The sequence below is a fragment of the Stenotrophomonas sp. KH_052 genome (assembly GCF_057838755.1).
Genome location: NZ_CM174475.1, coordinates 121,075 through 143,579, shown reverse-complemented (window position 1 = coordinate 143,579; position 22,505 = coordinate 121,075). Strand labels below are relative to the sequence as shown.

The window sequence follows — 22,505 nt, the reverse complement described above, 5'->3', positions numbered from 1 at the left end:
TCATCATCACGCTCACCATCGCCCTTGGGAGAACTTCGTCCAGTCGATCACCGGAGTCTGCGGAACCTCGACTGGCTTTCGATAGATTTTTTCAAGCTCTGGCCTCGCCATCCACCCTGCAGGCACGTATGTGCAGTACCACCCGCAATCTGACATCGGAGCATCGACCAACCCTGATGTCCTGGTTGGCATGAAGAACGACGCCGCAGCATCCAGCACACCCTTCTGCGCCGCCTCCCCATTGACTGCAGAAACCCGGGAAGCCAGGTCGGCGATGTAGTTGGCATCGCCCAGCGCCTTGCCCTTGGACGCTCCCGTCGCTGCCTTGTAAAGGGCGAGACTATAGGCCAGATAGGCATCCCGATGCGTGTACGGGTTGTCCGGATCGTTGATGCCTTCATCCTGTGTCGATGCTTTGGCATGCCCCAGGACCGGCTTGAACTGCGTGCCATCGCGTTGAACGTGGGCAAACGAATCGCCAAAGAGGTGCAACACCCGTTGCGTCTCAACATTGTCGAGAATGGCCCTCTTGGCCTCGGGATTGTTCTCGTTCCTCTTGATATCGGCCAGGATCACAGCAACCTTTTCCCCCAGTTCCGCCTGGATGGCCCTGACTGCTTCCGGGTCCATTTCGCCACCCAAGGCATGGTTGTGTTGCTGTGGCGTGCCCTTGAATTTTGCCCAGGCAACGTTGAAAGGCGTGATGGCGTTTCGTCGATCCGTGTCAGGCGCCCACGTTGCAGCCGCAATGCCCTTTGCGTCGCTTTCCGTGAAACCACTCAGGTAAAGAATCGTCGCCGTTGTGGAGTAGTGCCCCACCTCTCCCCAGTTGTTTTCGACCGCGTTCTTTGCGGCGTTGTTGCCGGCAGCAGCGCCCAGCATGCCGTCCTGGAACGTGCCAAGCATTGCCCCGCCGATTCCGGCAACGGTGCTGACCGCTTCTTTCTCGCTGGCGGTCAGGTCCTTGCTGTCCTTGCCGAACATGAACCTGGCGATGGAAGGGGCTGCCGCTTCGGCACTCCCGGCCGCCAACGCACCTATCAGCGCATTGTCTCCGCCGGCTGACGCCACCGCAGCACCGAGCAAGGCGTGGGCCAGCAGATGCGTGGCGCTTCCCTCTTCACTGCGGCTTCCTCCATCAGCCATGTTCCTGTCGGCGTTCTCTTTGAAGTACTGACCGATCTGATAGGAAATCGCAGGTGCCAACGTGCCCGCCACAATGCTTCCCGCACTGCCCGACGAAGCCGCGAGACCCCCGGTGATCGCCCCAACCAGCACACCGGCCCTCTGCAGGCGATCAATCTCACCGCTGGCCGCCACGCCAACTGCAATTAGCTGGGCCTCGCGTTCCGGCGTCAATGCGGCGCGCTGTTCCGGGTCGTTCAGAATGGCCTTGACGGCTTCCCGGCGGTCCGTTGCTGCGTCGATCGACGCATTGATATCGGAGCGGATCTGCATCCCTACACTCACCACGGTGCCGGTCGCCTGAGCCATCGCGCGCTGCTGCTGCAGCATCTGCTGCAGGTCCGGCAGCGTATCGAGCGCTTTGTGTGCGGTACTGGCGTCGGTGTTGATCCCAAGATCGGCCGCATCGACCTTCTTGCCACCGATGGTGATGTTGCCGCCGGTCAGGGTGGCGTAAGTGGTGGAACTGTCATGGCCGCTCTCGGTCATCGGGATGCCCGGGCTGAAGGTCGTCGTGTTGGCTTTGCCGTACCCGCCGGTGGTGATGGTGTTGCCGATGTCCTTCAACTGGCCTGCGGCATTCGGTGCCGCTATCGGATTGCCGTCCGCATCGGTGGCCACCTTGCCGGTCGACCCGAAACCTCCGCTGATGCCAACCGAACTTGCGCGGTAATCCATCTCGTTCTTCAGATCGGTGAAAGTCAACGTCTGTGCAGTCAACTCACTGTTGCCCGTCTGGGTGCTGGCAATGGCGCCGCCAATCAGATTCACATGGCCGGCATCCACGTGGTAGCCACCATCACCGGCAAACAGGCCACTCTGCTGACCGACGCCCTGGTAGCTGCCGTTGGCTTTGCCGGCACTGGCATAGCCGTTCACGTTCCAGGCAGTGCCGAAAGATACCTGCACGCGGCCCCCTACCTGGTTGTCCTTGGACATGCTTTCGGCGATGTCCTGCAGCGATTCGATGGTCAGCGTGCCACCGGTCTTGACGTCGATGCGGTCCGCGGTGGCGGTGGCACCACGCAGGGTGGTATCTCCTTCCGCCTTCAGCGAGATGGTGCTACCGGCCAGCGTGGTGTTCTGCCAGGTGCTGCTTTCCGCATTCGACTTGCTGCTGCCCACGCTGGCCTCGGCGTAGACATAGACGCCGGTCTGCGCGCCGACCGACACGCCGACACCCACTTCGGCCCCGGCGTTGCTGCCTTTGCTCTTGCTCTGCAGGTTGGCCTGCCCCGCTTCAAGAAGGATGTCGCGCGCCGAGTCCAGCGCCAGCGTACTGCCCGCGCTCAGGCTGCCCTGCACCACGTGGATGTCGCCTTGGGTGCTGGTCAGGTTGACGTTGCCGCCGCCCTGGATGGTCGAACCGCGCGAGACCTGGCTGCTGCCATCAGCGCTGCGGCTTGAGGTCTTGAAGCCCACTCCCGCTTCCGCACTGAGCAGGGAGCCGCCGCCAGCGCCCTTGGCCATGTCTGCGATCGCACTCGCCGACTGGTAGGCGTTTGCGCTAGCCGCCAGGCCCTGCATCGCCTGCAGGCGACCGTCGGATTTGCGTGCGGCATCGACGTTGTTGAGCAGATCGATCAACGGCGATTTCACTCGTGCGAACGCACCGATCTTCAGGTCCTTGTCGCTCTGCGAGTAGTGCCCGCTTTCATCGGCGGTCAGCAGTTCGATCTGGGCGGCGGTGATGTTCACGTCCTGGGCCGCGACCACATTGCTCGCTGTCTGCGTGTATTTTCCGCCCGCGGTAAGGTTGACGCTGCCGCCGAGGCTGCCGACGGTGCTGGCCACCTGCGAGACTTGCGCGCTGTCGTCACGGTGCTGCTCGCGATGCCAACCGGAGAATTTCTCGGTGTCGGAAATCTGGACAGTGCCGATCGCCTTGCTATCCGAACGGTTGGCATTGCCGACCGTATCCTGGCCACTACGGATCGTGAGATCGCCTGCGGCACGGATGTTGACGTCCTTCTCGGCCGCGATGTTGGCGGCGGTCAGGCGGATATCACCCTCGGTGGTGGCCATGCGCACGCCACCGCCCACCGACAGCTGGGTACCGGTGATGGTGTCGCTCTGTCCGGCACCATCGCTGCGCGAGTTGTTGGTGCCAAATGGCAGGCCGGCCGAGTTGGTGGAAATACCCCAGCCCTTGCCACGGCTGTCACTGCTGCTGCGCTCCGTGTTGTGCGCCACGTCGAACACGATGTCCTTGGTGGCCAGCAGCGCGGCATCACCCTCGGCCGACATCTGCGCGCCCTGGCTGGTGATCGAGCCGCCATTGGCGATCAATGTGAGATTGCCTCCCGCGTTGAGGTTACTGACCCGTGCATCACTGCTGGAGTGGCTCTGGTTGCTGTTGGACCTCTGGCTGCCGGCCGTGATCGCCGGTAGCACGGCCGCCGACACGCCGGCCGCCACGCCTTCGGCGGTACGCGTAATCCGGCCCATCATCGTGCCGCTGTCGGCCATGCCTTCGGTAGCGTTGTCGCGTGCGGTGCGGTACGCCTTGGCCGGGTCGTAGGTGACGCCCACCGAGAACCCGCTGGACTTGCTCGACTGGCTGGCCTGGGTATCCACCGTGTCCTGGCGGGCAATCAGGTTGATGTCCCTGCCAACCAGAGTCAGGTCCCTGCCGGCGGCCACGTCGGACGCCGCGATCGTCAGCTGGTTGCCCGCATTGATCAGCACGTTGCCTTCGCGCGAGGCGATGGCCGAACCAACCTGGGTGGTCGACTGTTCGGCGGTGCTGCTGCTGTTCTTCGAGCTGCCATAGCCGATCGATGCAGTGCCATTGGCGAAGCCACCGGTGAAGCCGGACTTCTTCTTGCTCTGGCTGGACTCGCTGCTGTGATGGTCTTCCGCGGAGGCGATCAGCACGTTGTTGCCAGCACCCAGGGTGACGTTGCCGGTGGCGTCGATCACCGTGCCGACTGCGGTCAGGTCATGGCCCGCGTTGACATTGACCGCCTTGCCCTGCAAAGCGGTGCCAATGGCGTAGCTGTCGCTGCTCTCGGCGTGGCGGGTGGTGGTGGTACTCGACAGGGTCTTCTTTTTCTTGTCGTAGCTGTCCAGGCTGAAGTCATGCGTCTCGCTGGCCGAGAGCAGGTTGACGTCGCGACCGGCCACCACGCTCAGCGTGCCATCCGAACTGGCGACCTGGGTCGCGGTCAGATTGATATCGCGAGTCGCTTTCAGCACAACATTGTCACCAGCAGACAACTGGCTGCCACGTACGATCTCATCACTCTGGCTGATCTGCAGTGAACTGCGCTTGCCACCGGCATTGAAATCGCTGCTGCTGCTGTCCACCAGTACCTGGCTGTTGATGTCGCCGCCAGCCTGCAGAGCCATGCCACCGCCGGTCTTGATACGGGTTGCGGCCAGGTTGATGTCCTTGCCTGCGACCAGCAGCACATCGCCAGCGCCTTCAATCGAAGACACCGCGTGCGTGGTCTGGCTGTTGCTGGTGTAGTTGCGGCTGTCGTGGTTCAGCGCGCTGCTCTGGCCCAGCGTCTGCGCGCCCAGGTCCAGATTGCCACCGGCAGCCAGCTGGGTGATGCCATGGGTGCCGGCATTGCGGATCTCCGCTGCCTTGAGGCCGATGTCGCCGCCAGCCACCACCGACAGCACGCCATCGCCACCGGGATTGGTGACATACAGGCCAGCCACCCGATCGAGCGTGGTCTTCTGCTGCGACAGGCGATCGCCCTGGTCCTTCCATTCCGTAGTGGTCGAGGCCACGGTGATGTTGCCGCCGGCCTTCAATGCGAGGGCATCGGTGGCCTTGACGGTACTGCCGATGATGTCGATGTCCTGCCGCGCCGACAGGCCCACCTGGGCACCGCTGATCTGGCCACCGGACAGGTTGCGGATGTTGCCGGCATCGATGCTGACCAGCTGGCGGCCGGCAATCGTGCCGCTGTTGACCAGGTCGCCGCGCAGCTTGATGTCCACTTCGGCACCGGCCAGCAGTGCGCCGTCGTTGCCAAGGTCGCCCGGCATCACCCGCAGGTAGACCTGCGGGACCAGCGCGCGGACCACCGAGCCATCAGCCAGGGTGACGTCCTTCTCCACCAGCCAGACGATGTCGCTGGTCAGGCGTGCCATCTGCTCGGCCGTGAGCGCCACGCCGGGTCGCAGGCCCCATTCGCTCGCGACAGTGGCACCTGCCTCCAGCAACGCGCGGTACTGCTCTTCGTCGCTGCCGTGGCCGGTAAGGAAGCGGCGGCCGGTGAGCTCGCCGATCTGCTCGCGTACCAGCTTCTGCTCATAAAAGCCGTCACCCAGGCGCTTCTGCGTCTGCGCGGGATCAAAGCCTGCGCGCTGCAGCAGGTAATCCGAGCTGAGCCAATCACGGTAGCTGGCAAAGCGCGGATCGGTTTCCACGATGTGATTGCCACGGTTGGCGTCCACGTTGAACAGGCTGGCGGTGGGTGCACTGGCATTCGGGCTGGTGGTCACCACCACGCGCGGGTCGGTCCCGGTTGTCGTTGTAGCCTGCTTGCCCTCCACGGCGGTGTTGCCACCACTGCCGGCATGCTCCCCGGCGCGGACCGCCGCCGGGCCATTGGCATTGGCCTGCCCGGCCTGTGCCGCACTGATGTCCTGCGCCGTGCCGGCACCGCTGCCGGCATTGCCGGCCTGGCCGGGGCCCTGTGCACCGGCTGCATCCGCGCGGACACCGTCGGCCTGGGCTACCGCCTGCTGGTGGCCGCCATTGGCGCCCTGCGCCGCGCCGGCCGTGCCCGGCCCCTGCGCGTCCACGCTGCCCGCACCCTGGCCGGTGCTCTGGCCAGGCCCCTGCACGCTGCCCGCGCCCGGACCGACCGCACCCGCACCGCGGCCGCCGGTATCCAGCTGTGCCGTGCCCTTGCCACCACCGGCGTTGGGGTTGCTGCCACCGGTGTTGTCGTTGCGCAGGTTGCCGACATCAATGGTGAGCTTGCCGCCCGCCGTTATCGACGAACCCAGCGCACCGGTCTTCTCGGTGATGGGGGCCGCCTTCCAGCGGCTGGAGGAGCCACCGTAGGTGATGGACACGTTGTCGAACGTGCTGGTGCGGGTCAGCTGCTCGGCTGCGTTGATCACCTCGGACTGGTCACGGTTCAGGCCGACAATGGCCAGGTCGCGACCCGCGGCGATGTTGGCGAACCGGTTCTCCAGCCGATCGGTGCTGATCCGCATGTTGCCGCCTGCATTGATCACCGCGTTGTTGCCTGCCGAAACCACCACATCTTCCACGGTGGTGCGGGTGGCAACGCGGGTCTTCTCGTTGCCGCTGGTGTCCTGGGTATGACGCTGCATGTTGATCAGCATCGATTCCGGATTGTCATAGTCCGGATAGGTGATGATCTGCACGCAGGTGGTGGTGCAGGTACCGTAGGCGTTGTTGTACCTGAGGGTATCGGTCACGTACTCGATCGGCGGCGAACCGGGACCGCGGGTGGACAGGTCGCGGAAGGGATCTTCCGCACCAGCGCCGAGCTGATCGGGGTTGCTGCGGTTGTCTGCACGGCCGACGTAGTAGACCGTGACGGTGCCGTCCTGCACGTTCAGGCGCTCGCGCGACGCGCGCGCACCGTACGCGCCACCGCGGGCGAAGGCGTAGGCACTGGTGTTGCTGGTCAGCCGGATAACCGCCTTGCGGATCTGCTGGCCATCCGGGGTGACATAGGGGGTGTCTTCAAGGATGTCCGACGGATCGAGGTAGTAGATCTCGTACGGCTGGTAGTTCGACGTCGCGCGGAAATCACGGTTGTTGTTGGTGGCGTTCTTGAACCAGCCGGGCTGCTCCAGCCGGACCGGTGCATGCACGGTGGTGACCTTCTCCACGACCACGTTCTCGCGGATGTTGTTCACCGCCAGCGCGGACAGGTCCAGATTGCCGCTGACCTCGATGGTGGAACCGATGTTGTCCACCTTCTGGGCACTGCCTACCGCGCCCAGGCCGTTCAGGGCGCCGCCGATCGCGGCGTCGCCATCACTGAAGATCAGGCTCTTGCCGCTGTTGGTCAGCGTGCCGACGCCCAGGTCCAGACGCTGGCGCGCGGCGATGGTGCCTGCACGGTCCACGCCGCCGATGTTGGCGGCGAGGTTGTTGAGCGAGCCCGCCTGGATGGCGACACGGTCACCGTAGATGCGGCCGCTGCCGATGTTGTCGACGCTCGCGGCGGTGATGTGGGTGACGTTGCCGTCCAGCAGGCCGTAGTTGACCAGTGCGCCGCCCGCTGCCAGGCGGGTCAGGCCGATGCTGCTGATCTCGCCGGTGGAGGCGTTGGTGATGTTGCCGGCATTGATGTTGACGTTGGCACCCGCCAGCTTGCCGCTGTTGTCCAGGTTGCCGTGGATGGACAGGCTCAGCGTGCCGTTGGCCACCATCTCGCCACGGTTGGTGTGGCTCTGGCCCAGCTCCAGGGTCATGTCACCCTGCGACATCAGCCGGCCATCACCGATGATTTCGCGGGTGCGGAGGGTCTGCTGCCTGCCGGCCACCAGGGTGCCGCCGCTGTTGACCAAGGTATCGGCGCGGACATCGGAGGTCAGCGCCGCCGACACCTGGCCACCGCTGTTGTCCAGGCGCTGGTTCACCTGCAGCAGCAGGTTGTCGGCAATCACCTGGCCGTTCTGGTTGTCCAGGTTGCCGGTGGTCACCTGCAGGTTCTTGCCCTGCAAGCCCAGCGCAGGGCCATTGGCCTGGCTGAGCGTATTGCGGTTGTCGATGTAACCGGCCTGCAGGTCGAGGCGGCCGGTCGCCGCCACCAGCCCGCCACTGTTGAGCAGGGCGCCCTGCAAACCGATGTCGGCATTGCCACCGGCGGTCACGCTGCCACCGCTGTTGGCCAGCTGCTGCGCGCGCAGCAGCAGGTCGGCTGCACTCACCAGCGAGCCGCCGCCACTGTTGTCGATGTTGACGGCCTGCACGTCGACGCCGGCCTTGGCGAACACCGAGCCGCCTCGATTGTCCAGATCGCCACTGCGGATCTGCAGCGTGCCACTGCTGACGATGCCGTTGCCATTGGAAGCGGCATTGGTCAGCCGCTGTCCGGAGGTGTCGATGCTGAGCGCTGCCGCCGACTGCAGCAGGCCACCGGTGTTGTCCAGCGCACCACTGCGCAGCGCTGCATTTCCGGAAAGGCTGGCAATGATGCCGCTGCGGTTGTCCAGCGCCTGGCCGCGGGTATCCAGCTGCAGGTCGTTGGCGATGATCCGGCCACTGTTGTTGTTCACGCCGCTGGCCGAGACCTGCAGGTGCTTGCCGGCCTGGACCAGGCCGCCTTCGTTGCGCAGCAGATCGGCACTGGTCAGCTGCAGGTTCTGCCCTGCCGCCACGGTACCGCTGCTGTTGTTGATGGCCTGTGCCTCGGCCAGCAACGCGCCCCCCGCAGACAGGGTGCCCTTGTCGCTGTTGTCGAGCAGGCCGTCAACGCGCACGGTCAGCGCGCTGTTGCCATCGCTGTGCACGGTGCCGCCGCGATTGTCGAGCGTGCCCGCGCTGATGCCTGCATCGCCCGTGGTCAGGATGCGACCACCGCGATTCTCCAGCGCATGGGTGATCGCCAAGGTGCTGCTGCCGCTGCCGGCGGCCTGGATCGTACCCAGGTTGTTGAGCAGTTGCGCGCTGCGCAGATCCAGCGCGCCATTGCCGGCAAGCGTGCCACCGCTGTTGTCCAGCCGGTCGCGCGCAGACACCTTCAACGCATCAGTGCCGGAGGCGATGATCGAACCGCCCGCGTTGAGCAGCGTGCCGGTATCCACAGCGATGCGGGCAGCGGACAGCGTGCCATCACGCAGGTCGGTGGTTTCACCGGTCAACTGCAGGGCGCCATTGCTGAGCAGCTTGCCGCCCTGGCCATTCAAGGTGTGCGCGTTGATCGCCAGCGTGCCGGTACCGGCCTGCTGCACGGTACCGCCGGCATTGCCGAACAATGCGCTGGTCAGGGTCAGGTCGCCATTGCTGGCGATCAGGCCGTTGCCGCCGTTGTCCAGCGAGGTGGTGGCCTGCACGGTGCTGGCCTGCGTGCCCGTCGCCAGCAGCTTGCCGTTCTGATTGTCGAAGCGGTCGGCGTTGACGGTGAAGTGATCGGCATTGAGCGTGGCACCGCGGTGGTCCACGCTCACCGCATCCAGCTGCAGTGCGCCTGCCGTGGCGATGCTGCCGCCGGCCCCGTCCAGCTGGGTGGCCTTCACGGTCAGCATGCCCTTCCCGGCATGGACGATGCTGCCTGCGGCATTGACCAGCTGCCCGGCGTCCAGGCGCAGGTTGCCGGCATTGCTGGCGAGGGTGCCACCGCCGTTGTTGAAGCGGCCCGTGACCGTGATCCGGCTGTCGGAGGTCCCTGCCGAACTCAAGGTGCCGCCTGCGTTCGACAGCGAACCGGCGTTGATCTGCTGTGCGCCGTTGGCGGCGATGGTGCCGCCGTCATTGCCGAGCGCACCACGCACCTGCAGCGACATCGCCTGGCTGCCGGTGGCGTTCAGCGTACCGGCCGTGTTGTCCAGCTGGCCGGCCTCGATGCTGACCTGCTGCGCGGCAGTGGTGCCTGCGCTGAGATCCAGGGTCTCGCCCTTCAGCTGCAGCTCGCCGTTGCTGACGATGCGACCGGCGTGGCCCTGCAGCGTGGTGGCATCGATCTGCAGCAGGCCGTCACCGGCCTGCTCGATGCTGCCGCTGCGGTTGTCCAGCGAAGTTGCCGCCACCTGCATGCCCGCGCCGCTGGCGATGACGCCCTTGTTGCTGTTGTCGAGCAGGCCATCGGCCTTGACCACCAGCCGGGCAGCGCTGTGCAGCGTGCCGCCCTGGTTGTCGATGCTGCCGGAGCTGATGCCAAGCCCGCCGTTGGCCAGGATGCGGCCGCCGCGGTTGTTGATGTCCTGGCCGATGATCAGCTGGCTCGCCGCTGTACCCGCCGACTGCAGCGTGCCGCCCGCGTTGACCAGCGCGGCACTGCGCAGGTCCAGCGCGCCATTGCTGGACACGGTACCGCCACTGTTGTCGATCCGTTCGCGCGCGCTCAGCCGCAGCATGTCATTGCCGGTGGCGGTGAGCGTGCCGCCGGCGGTGATCAGGGAGCCGGTGTCTATCTCGATCCGCTTGGCGGAGGTGATACCCGCGCGCAGGTCGGTGGTGGTGCCCTTGAGCAACAGGCTGCCATTGCTGACCAGCGTGCCGCCGGTGCCGTTGAGCGTTCCGGCGTCGATCGACAGCACGCCTTCACCGGCGTGCTGCACGGTGCCGCCGGCATTGCCGAACACCGCCGCCTGGATGCTGAGGTCGCCATTGCTGGCCAGCAGGCCGCCCTCGCCGTTGTCCAGCGTGCCGACCACGTTGATCGTGCTGCCCTCGGCACCGGTCGCGATGACCTTGCCGGCGCGGTTGTCGAAGGACTGTGCGTCCAGCGCGATGCGCTCGGCCTGCAGGGTGGCACCGCGATGGTCCACGCTGCCCGCCTGCAGGGTGATGCCGCCTGCGCTGGCGATGCTGCCGCCCTGGCCGTCCAGTTGCCCGGTGCGCAGCAGCAGGCCCTGGGTGCCGGCGTGGCTGAGCGTGCCCTTCACGTTGGCCATGTGACCGGCATCGATCTTCAGCGCGGTGCCGTTGCTGGCGAGCACGCCGTTGCTGTTGTCGAACAGGCCCGCTACGTGCAGCTCGGTCGTGGCGCTGCCCGCCGAACTGAGCGTGCCACCACGGTTGGAGAGTTCGCCGGCTTCGATGCGCTGCGCACCGTTGCTGGCGATGGTGCCCGCGTCATTGGCCAAGCGGCCGCTCACCTGCAGTGCCAGCGTCCCGCTGCCGGTTGCGCGCAGCGCGCCTGCGCTGTTGTCCAGGCTGTCGGCCACGATATCGAGCTGCTCGGCCGCCACGCTGCCGCCGCGGAGATCCAATGACCCGCCCTGCAGTGACAGCGCGCGGGCGGCACCGATGCTGCCGCCCTGGCCCGACAGCGTTTGCGCCTCGATGCGCAGGTTGCCGTTGGCGGAGATCGAGCCGCTGCGGTTCTCCAGCTGCGCGGCGCGGATTGCGGATGCAGCATCACCGGCGGCAATCAACTTGCCATGGTCGTTGACGAAGCGGCCTGCGTGCACATCGATGGCCCCATTGCTGCCCAGCGTTCCGCCGGTATTGTCGAGCAGGCTGCGGGCCTGCAGCTGGAGCGCCTGGGTGCCAAGCGCACTCAGCTGGCCACCGGCGGTGATCACGGTGTCGCCGTCGATGCTGATGCGCTGCGCGGTGGTGGTGCCGTTGCGCAGATCGAGGGTGTCGCCCTGCAGCTCCAGCGAACCGTTGCTGAGCAGGGTTCCACCGGCGCCGGTCAGGTCCTGCGTGGTGATGACCAGGCTGCCGGACCCGGCCTGCTGCACGGTTCCGCCGGCATTGCCGAAGGTACGCGCGTGGATATCCAGGTTGCCATTGCTGGCGAGGGTGCCGCCATTGCCGTTGTCCAGCGTGCCCTGCACGCGCAGCGTATTGCCGCCGGTACCGGTGGCGATGATGCGCCCGCCGCGGTTGTCGAACCCGGTCGCCGTGATGTCCAGCTGCGCGGCAGCCAGCGACGCTCCCTGGTGATCGACCTCGGCCGCAGTGAGCTGCAGGGCGCCGGCAGTGGCGATCTGCCCCTTTGCTCCGTCCAGACGCCCGCTGTCGATGATCAGGCCGTCGCTGCCCGCATGGCTGAGCGTACCGCCGGCATTGACCAGCGCGCCGCTCTTCAGCTGCAGGTGGGCGGCATTGCTGGCGATGCTGCCGCCACTGTTGTCGAGCGTGCCGTCGACCCGGATCTGCGAAGCCGCCGTTCCCGCCGAATTGAGCGCACCGCCGCGGTTGGACAGCGCACCCGCCTGGATCTGCTGCGCGCCATTGGCGCTGATGCTGCCGCCGTCGTTGCGCAGCAGGCCCTGCACCTGCAGCTGCATCGCGTTGTTGCCCAGTGACAACAGGCTGCCGCCGCTGGTGTCCAGGCCGGTGGCCGTGATCTGCACCTCGCGGGCGCGGGTGGTGCCCTTCTGCAGGTCCAGCTGCTGCCCGCTCAACTGCAGCAGGCCATTGCTGGCGATGCTGCCAGCAGCTCCCTGCACGGTGGTCGCGTCGATCTGCAGCGTGCCGGTGCCGGCATGGTCGATGCTGCCGCTCTCGTTCAGCAGGCCATCGGTCTTGATATCCAGATCGCCATTGCCGGACAGCAGGCCGCGCTGGTTCTGCAGCCGCTGGCTGGCGTGGATGCGGCTGGTGCCGGTGCCTGCGGCGATCAGCTTGCCGCCGTCGTTGATGAGGATGCCGCTGTTGATGTCCAGCGCACCATTGGCGCCCACGGTGCCGCCGCTGTTGTCCAGGGTGCGCGATACCTGCAGCTGCAGCGCATCGCCGCCGGTCGAGGTCAGCGTGCCGCCGGCGGTGGTCAGGTCTCCGGCGCGCACATCGATGCGCTGCGCGGCGGTGGTGCCATTGCGCAGATTCAGGGTGTCGCCGTGCAGCTGCAGCGTGCCGTTGCTGAGAACGGTGCCGCCCTGGCCCTGCAGGTTGGCGGTGGTGACGCGCAGGTTGCCGGTGCCCGCCTGCTGCACGGTGCCGCCGGCATTGCCGAAGGACGCTGCATCGATCTGCAGGTCGGCATTGCTGGCCAGCAGGCCACCGTCGCTGTTGTCCAGGTGATTGCGGACGTTGAGCGTGCTGGCCTGCAGCCCCGTGGACAGCACGCGGCCGCCGCGGTTGTCGAAGTCCTGTGCGCTCAGGCCGAGCTGGCGGGCGATCAGCTGCGCACCGCGGTGGTCGGCGCGGCCCAGCAGCAGGTCTGCCGCGCCGGCGGTGGCAATGCTGCCCTGCACGCCATCCAGTACCTCCGCACGCAGCAGCAGGCCCTCGCTGCCGGCGTGGTTGATGCTGCCCCGGGTGTTGACCAGGGTGCCGATGTCGAGGCCGAGCCGCGTGGCATTGCTGGAGATGCTGCCCTCGCTGTTGTCGAGCTGGCCGATCGTCCAGATCGTGCCGGCACTGCCACCGTGGGCGAGGCTGCCGCCACGATTGATTGCCGATTGCGCCTGCAGCTCGAAGCCACGGGCGAAGGTCATGCGGCCGCCACTGTTGTCCAGCTGCTGCACCTGTGCGCTGGCCGCGCCCTGGACCTGCAAGGTGCCGCGCATGTTGCGCAGCGCCTGTCCCTGCACCAGCAGGGTGCTTACCCCCAGCGTGCCGTCGCTGTTGTCCAGGCTGTTGCGGGCGCTGAGCTGCAGGTCGCCACTGGCTTCGATGCGGCCGCCATCGTTGCCCAGCGTTCCTGCGATGTTGAGCACGCCGGCCGCCAGCGGCGGAAGTGGTGTGACCGGCAGGGTGCCGCCGCCGGTGCCGGGAGTGCCAGTGCCCGGGGTACCCGTGCCCGGATTGCCGGTACCTGGCGTACCCGTGCCTGGCGTACCCGTACCCGGCGGGGTGCCGGTGCCGCCGGTGCCGGTGCCTGGCGAAACACTGGACACGGTGCCGATACGGCCCTGCAGGTTGCTGAGGTCGGCGGCCTGCAGCTGCAGCGCTTGCGTTCCAAGCTGTTCGATGCTGCCGCCGCGGTTGCGCAGCGCATCGGCATTCACTTCGATGCGTCGCGCATTGAGCGTGCCGCCACTATTGTCGACATCTGCCGGGGTCTGCACGCGCAGCTCGCGCTCGGCACTGAGCGTGCCGGCATTGGCGATGCCCGCGCTGGCGTCGATACGCAGGTCCTGCTGCGCATGCATCGCGCCGGTGTTCTGCAGCCGGCCGTCGGCGGTGACCACCAGCTCGCCGGCCTGGGCACCGATCTTGCCGGCATTGCTTACGCCCACGCCATGTTCGTTGCCGACCAGCCAGATGCGGTTGGCATACATGCCGCCCAGCGCGCCCACATCCAGCGCGAAGGTGGGCGCGGCGGACGTGGGCTTCTGCTGCTGCACGCTGCTGTGGTCGGCACTGACCACGTTGCTGCCCAGGCTGGCCTGCAGCTGGTTGGCCCAGATGCCGGCATTGACCTGCAGCGAGCGGGTGATGATGTCGGTGTAGTCGGCGCGGCTGGTATCCAGGCCCGTGCCACCGACGCCGATGCTGCCGCCTTCCACGCGATAGCCTTCCAGCACGCCATTGCTGACGATCGGCGTGCCGGTGGTCAGGGTCACCCGGCTGGCGTTGAGGAAGCCCGCGCCATTGACCTGGATCCCGGCCGGGTTGGCGATGACCACCTGCGCGCGGGTACCGGCAACTTCCACGTAGCCATTGAGATGGCTGGGATTGCTGCTGTTGACCTCGTTGAGGATGACGCGGGCGGTGCCGGTGGCCAGCCACGGATTGCCCTGTACCCAGCCGCCCAGCTGGGTCTGCACGTCGCCGCGCGAGTTGTTGAGGATGACGCCCTGCTGGCCGACATCGAACTGCTGGTAGGAATTGCGCGACACGCCGCCAGCGCTGGGCGTGGTGATATTCACCTGCGGCGTGCCATTGGCCGAGGTGATCACCGTCGGGCGCTGGTTTGCCGGTGCGCCGGGATCGGCGGCAATACGGCCCGGGTCGGCCGGCGCCTGCTGCGCCGACAACGGCTGCACCAGCCCCACCCATCCCAGCACCAGCCACAGCGCGAAACTGATCGGACGCAGGGTGCCGACCGCATGGCCCTCTCGACTGTCGGCACCACCGCGGGCGGCGTTGACCAGCTCGGACGCCACCTGCATGACCCCGAGCGTACGGTTGAAGACCAGACGGTAGACTTTGTTCACGGCGCTGATTCCTTTCGGTGCTGTTGGGTTGTGCGCGCAGCGGTCTGCGCGTTACCGCATCGTGCTGGCCGCGCCGGGAACAGCGCGGGCCAGCTGTATGCAGGCGTCAGAACGAGATGCCCAGGTTCATTCCAAACGTGGTGTAGGCGGTCTGGAAACCGCGCGGCCTGGACAACGGGCTGCCGACAAAGGCGTCCCAGTTGACATGGCGGGTGCCGCCGCGAAGTCCGAGTGCGGTACCAGTAAGCCGGTCACCCAGCAGCCGGGCCGTGGACGGGCCGGCGACACGCCCGTGATCAACGGCGACGTAGGCTTCCACGCCACTGCCCAGGGGCACGCCCACTTCATTGCGCAGCAACCAGCCACGTTCACCGGTCAGCGACATTTCGCCATCAAAGCCCCGCACGGTGTAGCGGCCACCAATCGAGAACCGATCCTGCGGCACCAGCGGAGAGCGGTTCCACTGCGCGCGCCAGCTGCCGACGTAGCGCAGGCTCTGCTTGCCCCACTGCAAGGGCAGCACCAACTGTGCATCCGCGGTATAGATGCGGCCATGCGCCGTACCTTCGCCAAAGGCCTCTTCCGGCGCACGCAGCGCGTTGAAGGCGCCGGTACCCTTGCGGTACGCCAGGTTCACATCCAGGGTCGCCTTGCCGATGAAGTGACGGTGGCCCAGGCCCAGCTCCCAGCCCGCCATGCGGCGGCGCTGCACTTCGATCTCGGTATCGTTGATGAAGTTGTCCGATTCGCGGTACCAGCCGCGCGCGTACATGCTGGTTTTGGCGCGCGCGTTGCGGAACAACATGCGCGTCAGGCGCAGCTCGGCGTTGCGGCTGGAGCCACTGTAGACGTAGTTCTCGAATGCGCCGGCAACGGTCTGCTCATAGTCGAAGTTGCTGGCGTTGGCGCCCAGCAACCATCCGCCCAGCGGCACGCTGTAATGCACCGCCCAGCTGTCGGTGCCACGCTCACTGCCGTTGAGTACCGATTTGCCCACGTTGATGTAGAACAGATCGCTGAGACCGGCCGCGTTGTCCACCGACACTGTGGTACCCGCCTGCATCTTGCCGGTGGACTGGCTCCCGGCATCGTCCAGTGTCAGGTTGACCCGTACCAGGCGCGCCTGCTGCCAGCTGATCACCAGGTCGCTCTCGCCCGGCTTGGCCGCCGCGCCGTCGGCCGGGGGCGCGATCTGGATGTCCACTGTCGCGGTCGGCACGCGCTGCAGGTTTTCCAGCGCCTGCTCGATGTCACGCAGGTTCAGTACTTCGCCGCGTGCCACCCGCACCGCGTTCCAGAGGGCGGGGGTACGGCCTTCGCCGTCGGCGAAACGGATGGCATTGACGCGTCCCGGCACGACCGTGAGCGTCAGGATGCCGGTCTTCAGGTCCTGCGGCGCGGCGAGAATGCGCGTGGTGACGTAACCGCGTTCGATGATCGCGTTCTGCACGCGCTTCATCACGATGTCCACGCCGGCAGTACCCAGACAGCGCCCGGTTGCGGGGTCGCTGCGCGGATCGGCTGCCGCCAGTGCCCAACGGAAGCGTTCGGCCAGATCGCCCTGCAGCACGATGCTGTTGATGGTGAAGCAGGGTGATTCGTCAGCCGGCAGATGGCCGAGGTCTTCGGTGGCCGGCTGCAGCCGGACATCCGGCGTGGATTCCTGTTGTTCCCGCAGCGCGCGCTCGCGCTCCTGCTGCCGCAGCAACTCCTGCTCCGGTGACACCACCTGCGCCCAGGCCGGTGCCTGGAAACCGGTCATGGCCAGTGCCACAGCCACGGACAACCGCCACTGCAACGCGCGGCTGCGTACATTACGTCCCTGTTCCACGATGCTTTCTTCCCTGCGGATGGCTGCCAGTCCGACCAATATTCGGCTGGAAGAGGCAGCACTTTAAGGGAATCGCAGGGCAGGCGACAGGGCCGGCACGCCGCGCGGGCCCGGGCTTCCCAGGCAAAGTGTGATGTCCGACGGAGAGCCTTCCGCTGGCTGGCAGCGCCCGGAATCTGTCCCGGGTCTGCCAGCGTGCCGGCCAACGCTGGCAGCACTGGGGCCGCCGGTGGTGGCCGCCCGCCACTGCGTGCGGCGCAGCAGTGGCGGGACGTCCGCGAAACCGTGAACCCGATCAGGCCTCGTAGGCCGACTCGCCGTGCGAAGTCACATCCAGGCCGGTGCGCTCGGCTTCCTCGGTCACGCGCAGGCCGACCACGCTGCGCACCACCAGCAGGATCAGCGTGGTCACCACTGCCGACCAGACCACCGTCAGGCCAACACTGACCACCTGCACCCACACCTGATGCGCGATATCCAGATCGGCCTTGGTGCCGCCCAGCGACTGTGCACTGAACACGCCGGTGAGAATCGCGCCGACGATGCCGCCGACACCATGCACACCGAACACGTCGGCGGTGTCGTCCACCTTCAGCAGGCGCTTCAAACCGGTCACGCCCCACACGCAGACCACGCCGGCGACGAAGCCGATGATGATCGCGCCGAGCGGGCCGACGGTGCCGCAGGCCGGGGTGATGCCGACCAGACCGGCCACCGCACCCGAGGCGGCGCCCAGTGCCGACGGCTTGCCCTTGCTGATCGCTTCCACCAGCGTCCAGCCAAGCACCGCAGCGGCGGTGGCCAGCACGGTGTTGAGGAACGCCAGCGAGGCGACGGTATCGGCCGCAGCAGCGGAGCCGGCATTGAAGCCGAACCAGCCGACCCACAGCAGCATCGCGCCGATGTAGGTGAACGGCACGTTGTGCGGCTTCAGCGCGGTCTGCCCGTAGCCCAGCCGCTTGCCGACGAACCACGCGGCGACCAGGCCGGCAACACCGGCATTGATGTGGACCACGGTGCCGCCGGCGAAGTCGATCGCGCCCATTTCACCGAGGTAACCGCCACCCCACACGATGTGCGCCATCGGGATGTAGCTGAGGGTGAACCACAGCGCCGAGAACAGCAGCACCGCGCGGAACTTGATGCGTTCGGCAAAGGCGCCGACGATCAGCGCGGTGGTGATGCCGGCGAAGGTCGACTGGAAGGCGACGAACAGGTAGTCCGGCAGGCCCTTGATCGGCGTGTTGCCGACCGAGTCGGGGGTGAAGCCCTTGAGGAAGGCGAATTCGGTGAACGAGCCGAAGAACGGATTGCCGGCGCTGAACACCGCGCTGTAGCCATAGGCCACCCACAGCAGCAGTACCAGCGAGAACACCACCAGGATCTGGCTGAGCACCGACAGCACGTTCTTCGAACGCACCAGGCCGCCATAGAACAACGCCAGGCCCGGCACCACCATCAGCAGTACCAGCAGGGTAGAGGTCAGCATCCAGGCCACGTCGCCATGGTCGTAGGCAGCGGCGGCTTCGGCGACGGCAGGTGCGGCCGCCGCGGCGACCGGATCCTGCAGCGGTTCGACCGCTACGGTTTCGCTGGGCAGCGGCGACACCTGGGCCTGCGCATGGGCAGTTCCCGGCCAGGCGCCGGCAGCCAGCGCACTGAGCAGCATCAACAGGCACACCAGATGGAACCGGGCTTGCCACCCGGTGAGAAGGCGCATCTTCATGGGGGAGTCTCCGGAAGGGGGTTACAGCGCGTCGGCACCGATTTCGCCGGTGCGGATGCGGATGACCTGTTCGACGGCGGTGACGAAGATCTTGCCGTCACCGATCTTGCCGGTGCCTGCCGACGACTGGATCGCTTCGATCACCGCATCGGCACGCTCGTCGGTGACCACGGTTTCGATCTTGATCTTGGGCAGGAAATCGACCACGTACTCGGCACCGCGATACAGCTCGGTGTGGCCCTTCTGGCGACCGAAGCCTTTCACTTCGGTCACGGTGATGCCCGACACGCCGGCATCGGACAAGGCCTCGCGGACCTCGTCGAGCTTGAACGGTCGGATGATGGCGGAGATCAGTTTCATGCGCATGTCCCGATGGTGGATGGGGCCAGCGCGCCAGCGCGCGATGGCATCAGGCAACCACGGGCCATCGTGGCGATGGCCGTGGCTGTTGCACCGGACACGTACTGGGCCGGGACGGCCGTGCCTCTCTCCTTGCACGACCGACGCGGGAGGGAGGGCGGCCCTGGTCGCGTATCCGGTCTCTCTCTTGCCCCTGGGTTGGGGTCAGAACCCTTTCGCGGTGCGAAAAGGATCCGACCCCGTGCAACGACGGCTCCCCAGCCGCCCGATCAGCTGGCGTAGTACAGCTGGTATTCCAGCGGGTGGGTGGCCGCGCGGAACTTGGTCACTTCCTGCATCTTCAGCGCGATGTAGCCGTCGATGAAGTCATCGCTCATCACGCCGCCGGCCTTCAGGAACTCGCGGTCCTTGTCCAGCGCTTCCAGCGCCTGGTCCAGCGAGGAGCAGACCTGCGGAATCAGCTTCTCTTCTTCCGGCGGCAGGTCGTACAGGTCCTTGTCGCTCGGTGCGCCCGGGTCGATCTGGTTCTTGATGCCGTCCAGGCCGGCCATCATCAGCGCGGTGAAGGTCAGGTAGCCGGACTGGATCGGATCCGGGAAGCGCATTTCGATGCGGCGTGCCTTCGGGTTGGACACCCACGGGATGCGGCACGAAGCCGAACGGTTGCGGGCCGAGTAGGCCAGCATCACCGGTGCTTCGTAGCCCGGCACCAGGCGCTTGTAGCTGTTGGTGCCCGAGTTGGCGAAGGCGTTGATGGCCTTGGCGTGCTTGAAGATGCCGCCGATGTACCACAGCGCCATCTGGCTCAGGCCGCCGTAGCCGTCACCGGAGAACAGGTTGGTGCCGCCCTTGGACAGCGACTGGTGCACGTGCATGCCGCTGCCGTTGTCGCCGACGATCGGCTTGGGCATGAAGGTGACGGTCTTGCCGTTGCGGTGCGCCACGTTCTTGATGACGTACTTCATGCGCAGCAGTTCGTCGGCCTTCTGCACCAGGGTGCTGAACTTGGTGCCGATCTCGCACTGGCCGGCGGTGGCCACTTCGTGGTGCTGCACTTCCACTTCGATGCCGACCTGTTCCAGGGTCTTGCACATTTCAGCGCGAAGGTCGTGCAGGGTGTCGGTCGGCGGAACGGGGAAGTAGCCGCCCTTCACGCCCGGACGGTAACCGCTGTTGGCGCCGTCGTACTTGGCGCCGCTGTTCCATGCCGCTTCTTCCGAATCGACCTGGAAGAAGGTGTGGCCCATTTCATTGGCGAAGCGGACCGAATCGAAGATGAAGAATTCCGGCTCCGGGCCGAAGAACGCGGTTTCGGCGATGCCCGAGGACTTCAGGTACGACTCTGCGCGCTTGGCGATGCCGCGCGGGCAACGGCCATACGGCTGCATGGTGGCCGGATCGAGGATGTCGCAGCTGATCACGATGGTCGGATCGGCGTAGAACGGGTCGACGTAGGCGCTGGCGGTATCCGGCAGCAGCACCATGTCCGATTCGGCGATGCCCTTCCAGCCGGCGATCGAGCTGCCATCGAACATCTTGCCTTCTTCAAACAGCGACGGCTCGACGATGCTGACCGGGAAGGTCACGTGCTGCTCGACACCGCGCATGTCGACAAAACGCAGGTCGACGAACTCGATCTGGTTGTCCTTGATCAGCTTTTCTACGTTTTCCACGGACATCGGTACGACCTCGGATGGGGATGAATGCCTGCTGAGGTACAGCAACGACCGTGCCAACTTTTGGTCACCTGCAAGTCATTGATTTCAAAAAGGCCGCCCCGGATCGGTGCAGAACAGCGCGCACCAAACGGGTGCACCAAGGACCAGACGCACCCGTTTGGTGCGGCATGGATCGTCTATTCTTTCGACCTTCTATCGCCGCCCGCACCCGCCCTGTCCATGTCCGATCTGCTCTCTGCCCTGCTGCTGGGCATCCTCGAAGGCTTGACCGAATTCCTGCCGATCTCCAGCACGGGCCACCTGCTGATCGCCCAGCACTGGCTGGGCGCGCGATCGGACTTCTTCAACATCATCATCCAGGCCGGCGCGATCCTGGCGGTGGTGCTGGTGTTCCGCCAGCGCCTGCTGCAGCTGGCCACGGGCTTCGGGCAGCGTGAGAACCGCGACTACGTGTTCAAGCTCGGTGCCGCCTTCCTGGTAACCGCGGTGGTCGGCCTGGTGGTGCGCAAGGCCGGCTGGTCGCTGCCGGAAACGGTCAGCCCGGTGGCCTGGGCGCTGATCATCGGCGGCATCTGGATGCTGCTGGTGGAGGCCTACACCGCACGCCTGCCCGACCGCGACCAGGTGACCTGGACGGTGGCCATTGGTGTTGGCCTGGCACAGGTGGTGGCCGGTGTGTTTCCCGGCACTTCGCGTTCGGCCTCGGCCATCTTCCTGGCCATGCTGCTGGGCCTGAGCCGCCGCGCGGCGGCTGCCGAGTTCGTGTTCCTGGTCGGCATTCCCACCATGTTCGCCGCCAGTGCGTACACCTTCCTGGAACTGGCCAAGGAAGGAAACCTGGCCAGCGAGAACTGGACCGAGGTGGGTGTGGCCTTCGTTGCCGCGGCCATCACCGGCTTCGTCGTAGTGAAGTGGCTGATGGGTTACATCAAGTCGCACACGTTCACCGCGTTCGCGCTCTACCGCATCGCGCTGGGCGCCGCGCTGCTGCTGTGGTTGCCCTCCGGCAGCTGAACAGCGCCGGGGCGCGGTAACCCCGTTGCCGACCCCACCCCGTTTCCCCCACGGTTCCCCAAGGAGAATCACCATGAACCGCAAGCTCACCCTGCTCCTCCCGCTGGCCCTGCTGGCCGCCTGCAGCCAGACCCCGGCCCCGGCCGGCACCGGCGGCGACGACGTTGCCCCGGCCGCCGCCAAGGCAGCAGACCAGCAGACGCTGGCGCACCTGGACGCGCAGCGCCTGCAGAGCCAGCACTGGCTGCTGCAGCAGGCCACCGCAGCCGACGGCAAGCGCATCGACGCGCTGTTCGCACGCGAAGACAAGCCGGTCACCCTGGACTTCGCTGATGGCCGCCTGTCGGTCAGCAACGCCTGCAACCACATGGGTGGCGGCTACACCCTGGCCGACGGCAAGCTGAGCGTCAGCGCGATGGCCTCGACCCTGATGGCCTGCACCGACAAGGCGCTGATGGCGCTGGACGAGGCCGTGTCGAGCCGCCTGCAGGGCGAGCTGAAGGCCGAACAGGACGCCGACGGCAAGCTGACCCTGACCACCGCCAAGGGCGATGTGCTGGTGTTCAACCCGGAGCCGACCGCTGAAACCCGCTACGGCGGCGCCGGCGAAACCGTGTTCCTGGAAGTGGCCGCCAAGACCCAGAAGTGCTCGCACCCGCTGATCCCGGACTACCAGTGCCTGCAGGTGCGTGAGGTCAAGTTCGACGACAAGGGCCTGAAGCAGGGCGAGCCGGGCAAGTTCGAGAACTTCTACGGCAGCATCGAGGGCTACACCCACGAAGACGGCGTGCGCAACGTGGTGCGCGTGAAGCGCTACGAAGTGAAGAACCCGCCGGCCGATGCGCCGTCGCAGGCGTACGTGCTGGACATGGTGGTCGAGTCGGCCATCGAGAAGAAGTAAAACGATGGAATGGCGGCCGCAAGGCCGCCCTTCTTCGTTGGCGGTAGAGCCGGCCGCTGGCCGGCTGCCACAGGCACCTCC

The 22,505-nt window shown here is 66.4% G+C and carries 7 protein-coding genes; 2 read left to right on the top strand and 5 right to left on the bottom strand.

The window, feature by feature from the left end; all coding sequences use genetic code 11:
• Positions 1 to 12 precede the first annotated feature (12 nt).
• The 5 genes from AC3ITW_RS00540 to glnA form a co-directional block, all read right to left on the bottom strand.
• The gene (locus AC3ITW_RS00540; RefSeq protein WP_489389954.1) at positions 13 to 14,913 is read right to left on the bottom strand and encodes a hemagglutinin repeat-containing protein; all 14,901 of its coding nucleotides are present in this window, start codon (positions 14,911 to 14,913) and stop codon (positions 13 to 15) included.
• A gap of 106 nt (positions 14,914 to 15,019) precedes the next feature.
• Positions 15,020 to 16,744 carry a ShlB/FhaC/HecB family hemolysin secretion/activation protein gene (locus tag AC3ITW_RS00535; protein WP_004134386.1) on the bottom strand — a complete coding sequence of 575 codons (1,725 nt, stop codon included), beginning with the start codon at positions 16,742 to 16,744 and terminating at the stop codon, positions 15,020 to 15,022.
• 295 nt (positions 16,745 to 17,039) lie between these two features.
• Positions 17,040 to 18,470 carry an ammonium transporter gene (locus AC3ITW_RS00530; RefSeq protein WP_153674905.1) on the bottom strand — a complete coding sequence of 477 codons (1,431 nt, stop codon included), beginning with the start codon at positions 18,468 to 18,470 and terminating at the stop codon, positions 17,040 to 17,042.
• A gap of 21 nt (positions 18,471 to 18,491) precedes the next feature.
• The gene (locus AC3ITW_RS00525; RefSeq protein ID WP_004134334.1) at positions 18,492 to 18,830 is read right to left on the bottom strand and encodes a P-II family nitrogen regulator; all 339 of its coding nucleotides are present in this window, start codon (positions 18,828 to 18,830) and stop codon (positions 18,492 to 18,494) included.
• 269 nt (positions 18,831 to 19,099) lie between these two features.
• A complete protein-coding gene (gene glnA, locus AC3ITW_RS00520; protein ID WP_004134320.1) occupies positions 19,100 to 20,509 on the bottom strand; it encodes a type I glutamate--ammonia ligase in 1,410 nt (469 codons plus the stop codon).
• Between the two features lie 219 nt (positions 20,510 to 20,728).
• On the opposite strand from glnA, the gene AC3ITW_RS00515 reads away from it, so the two are divergent.
• The gene (locus tag AC3ITW_RS00515) at positions 20,729 to 21,523 is read left to right on the top strand and encodes an undecaprenyl-diphosphate phosphatase (protein ID WP_032968051.1); all 795 of its coding nucleotides are present in this window, start codon (positions 20,729 to 20,731) and stop codon (positions 21,521 to 21,523) included.
• A gap of 73 nt (positions 21,524 to 21,596) precedes the next feature.
• A complete protein-coding gene (locus tag AC3ITW_RS00510; protein WP_153674904.1) occupies positions 21,597 to 22,424 on the top strand; it encodes an META and DUF4377 domain-containing protein in 828 nt (275 codons plus the stop codon).
• Positions 22,425 to 22,505 lie beyond the last annotated feature (81 nt).

What these genes read in the sequence shown, in the direction of transcription:
- AC3ITW_RS00530 (WP_153674905.1), bottom strand. Translation starts at nt 18,470, where the DNA reads ATGAAGATGCGCCTTCTCACCGGGTGGCAAGCCCGGTTCCATCTGGTG.
- AC3ITW_RS00525 (WP_004134334.1), bottom strand. Translation starts at nt 18,830, where the DNA reads ATGAAACTGATCTCCGCCATCATCCGACCGTTCAAGCTCGACGAGGTC.
- glnA (WP_004134320.1), bottom strand. Translation starts at nt 20,509, where the DNA reads ATGTCCGTGGAAAACGTAGAAAAGCTGATCAAGGACAACCAGATCGAG.
- AC3ITW_RS00515 (WP_032968051.1), top strand. Translation starts at nt 20,729, where the DNA reads ATGTCCGATCTGCTCTCTGCCCTGCTGCTGGGCATCCTCGAAGGCTTG.
- AC3ITW_RS00510 (WP_153674904.1), top strand. Translation starts at nt 21,597, where the DNA reads ATGAACCGCAAGCTCACCCTGCTCCTCCCGCTGGCCCTGCTGGCCGCC.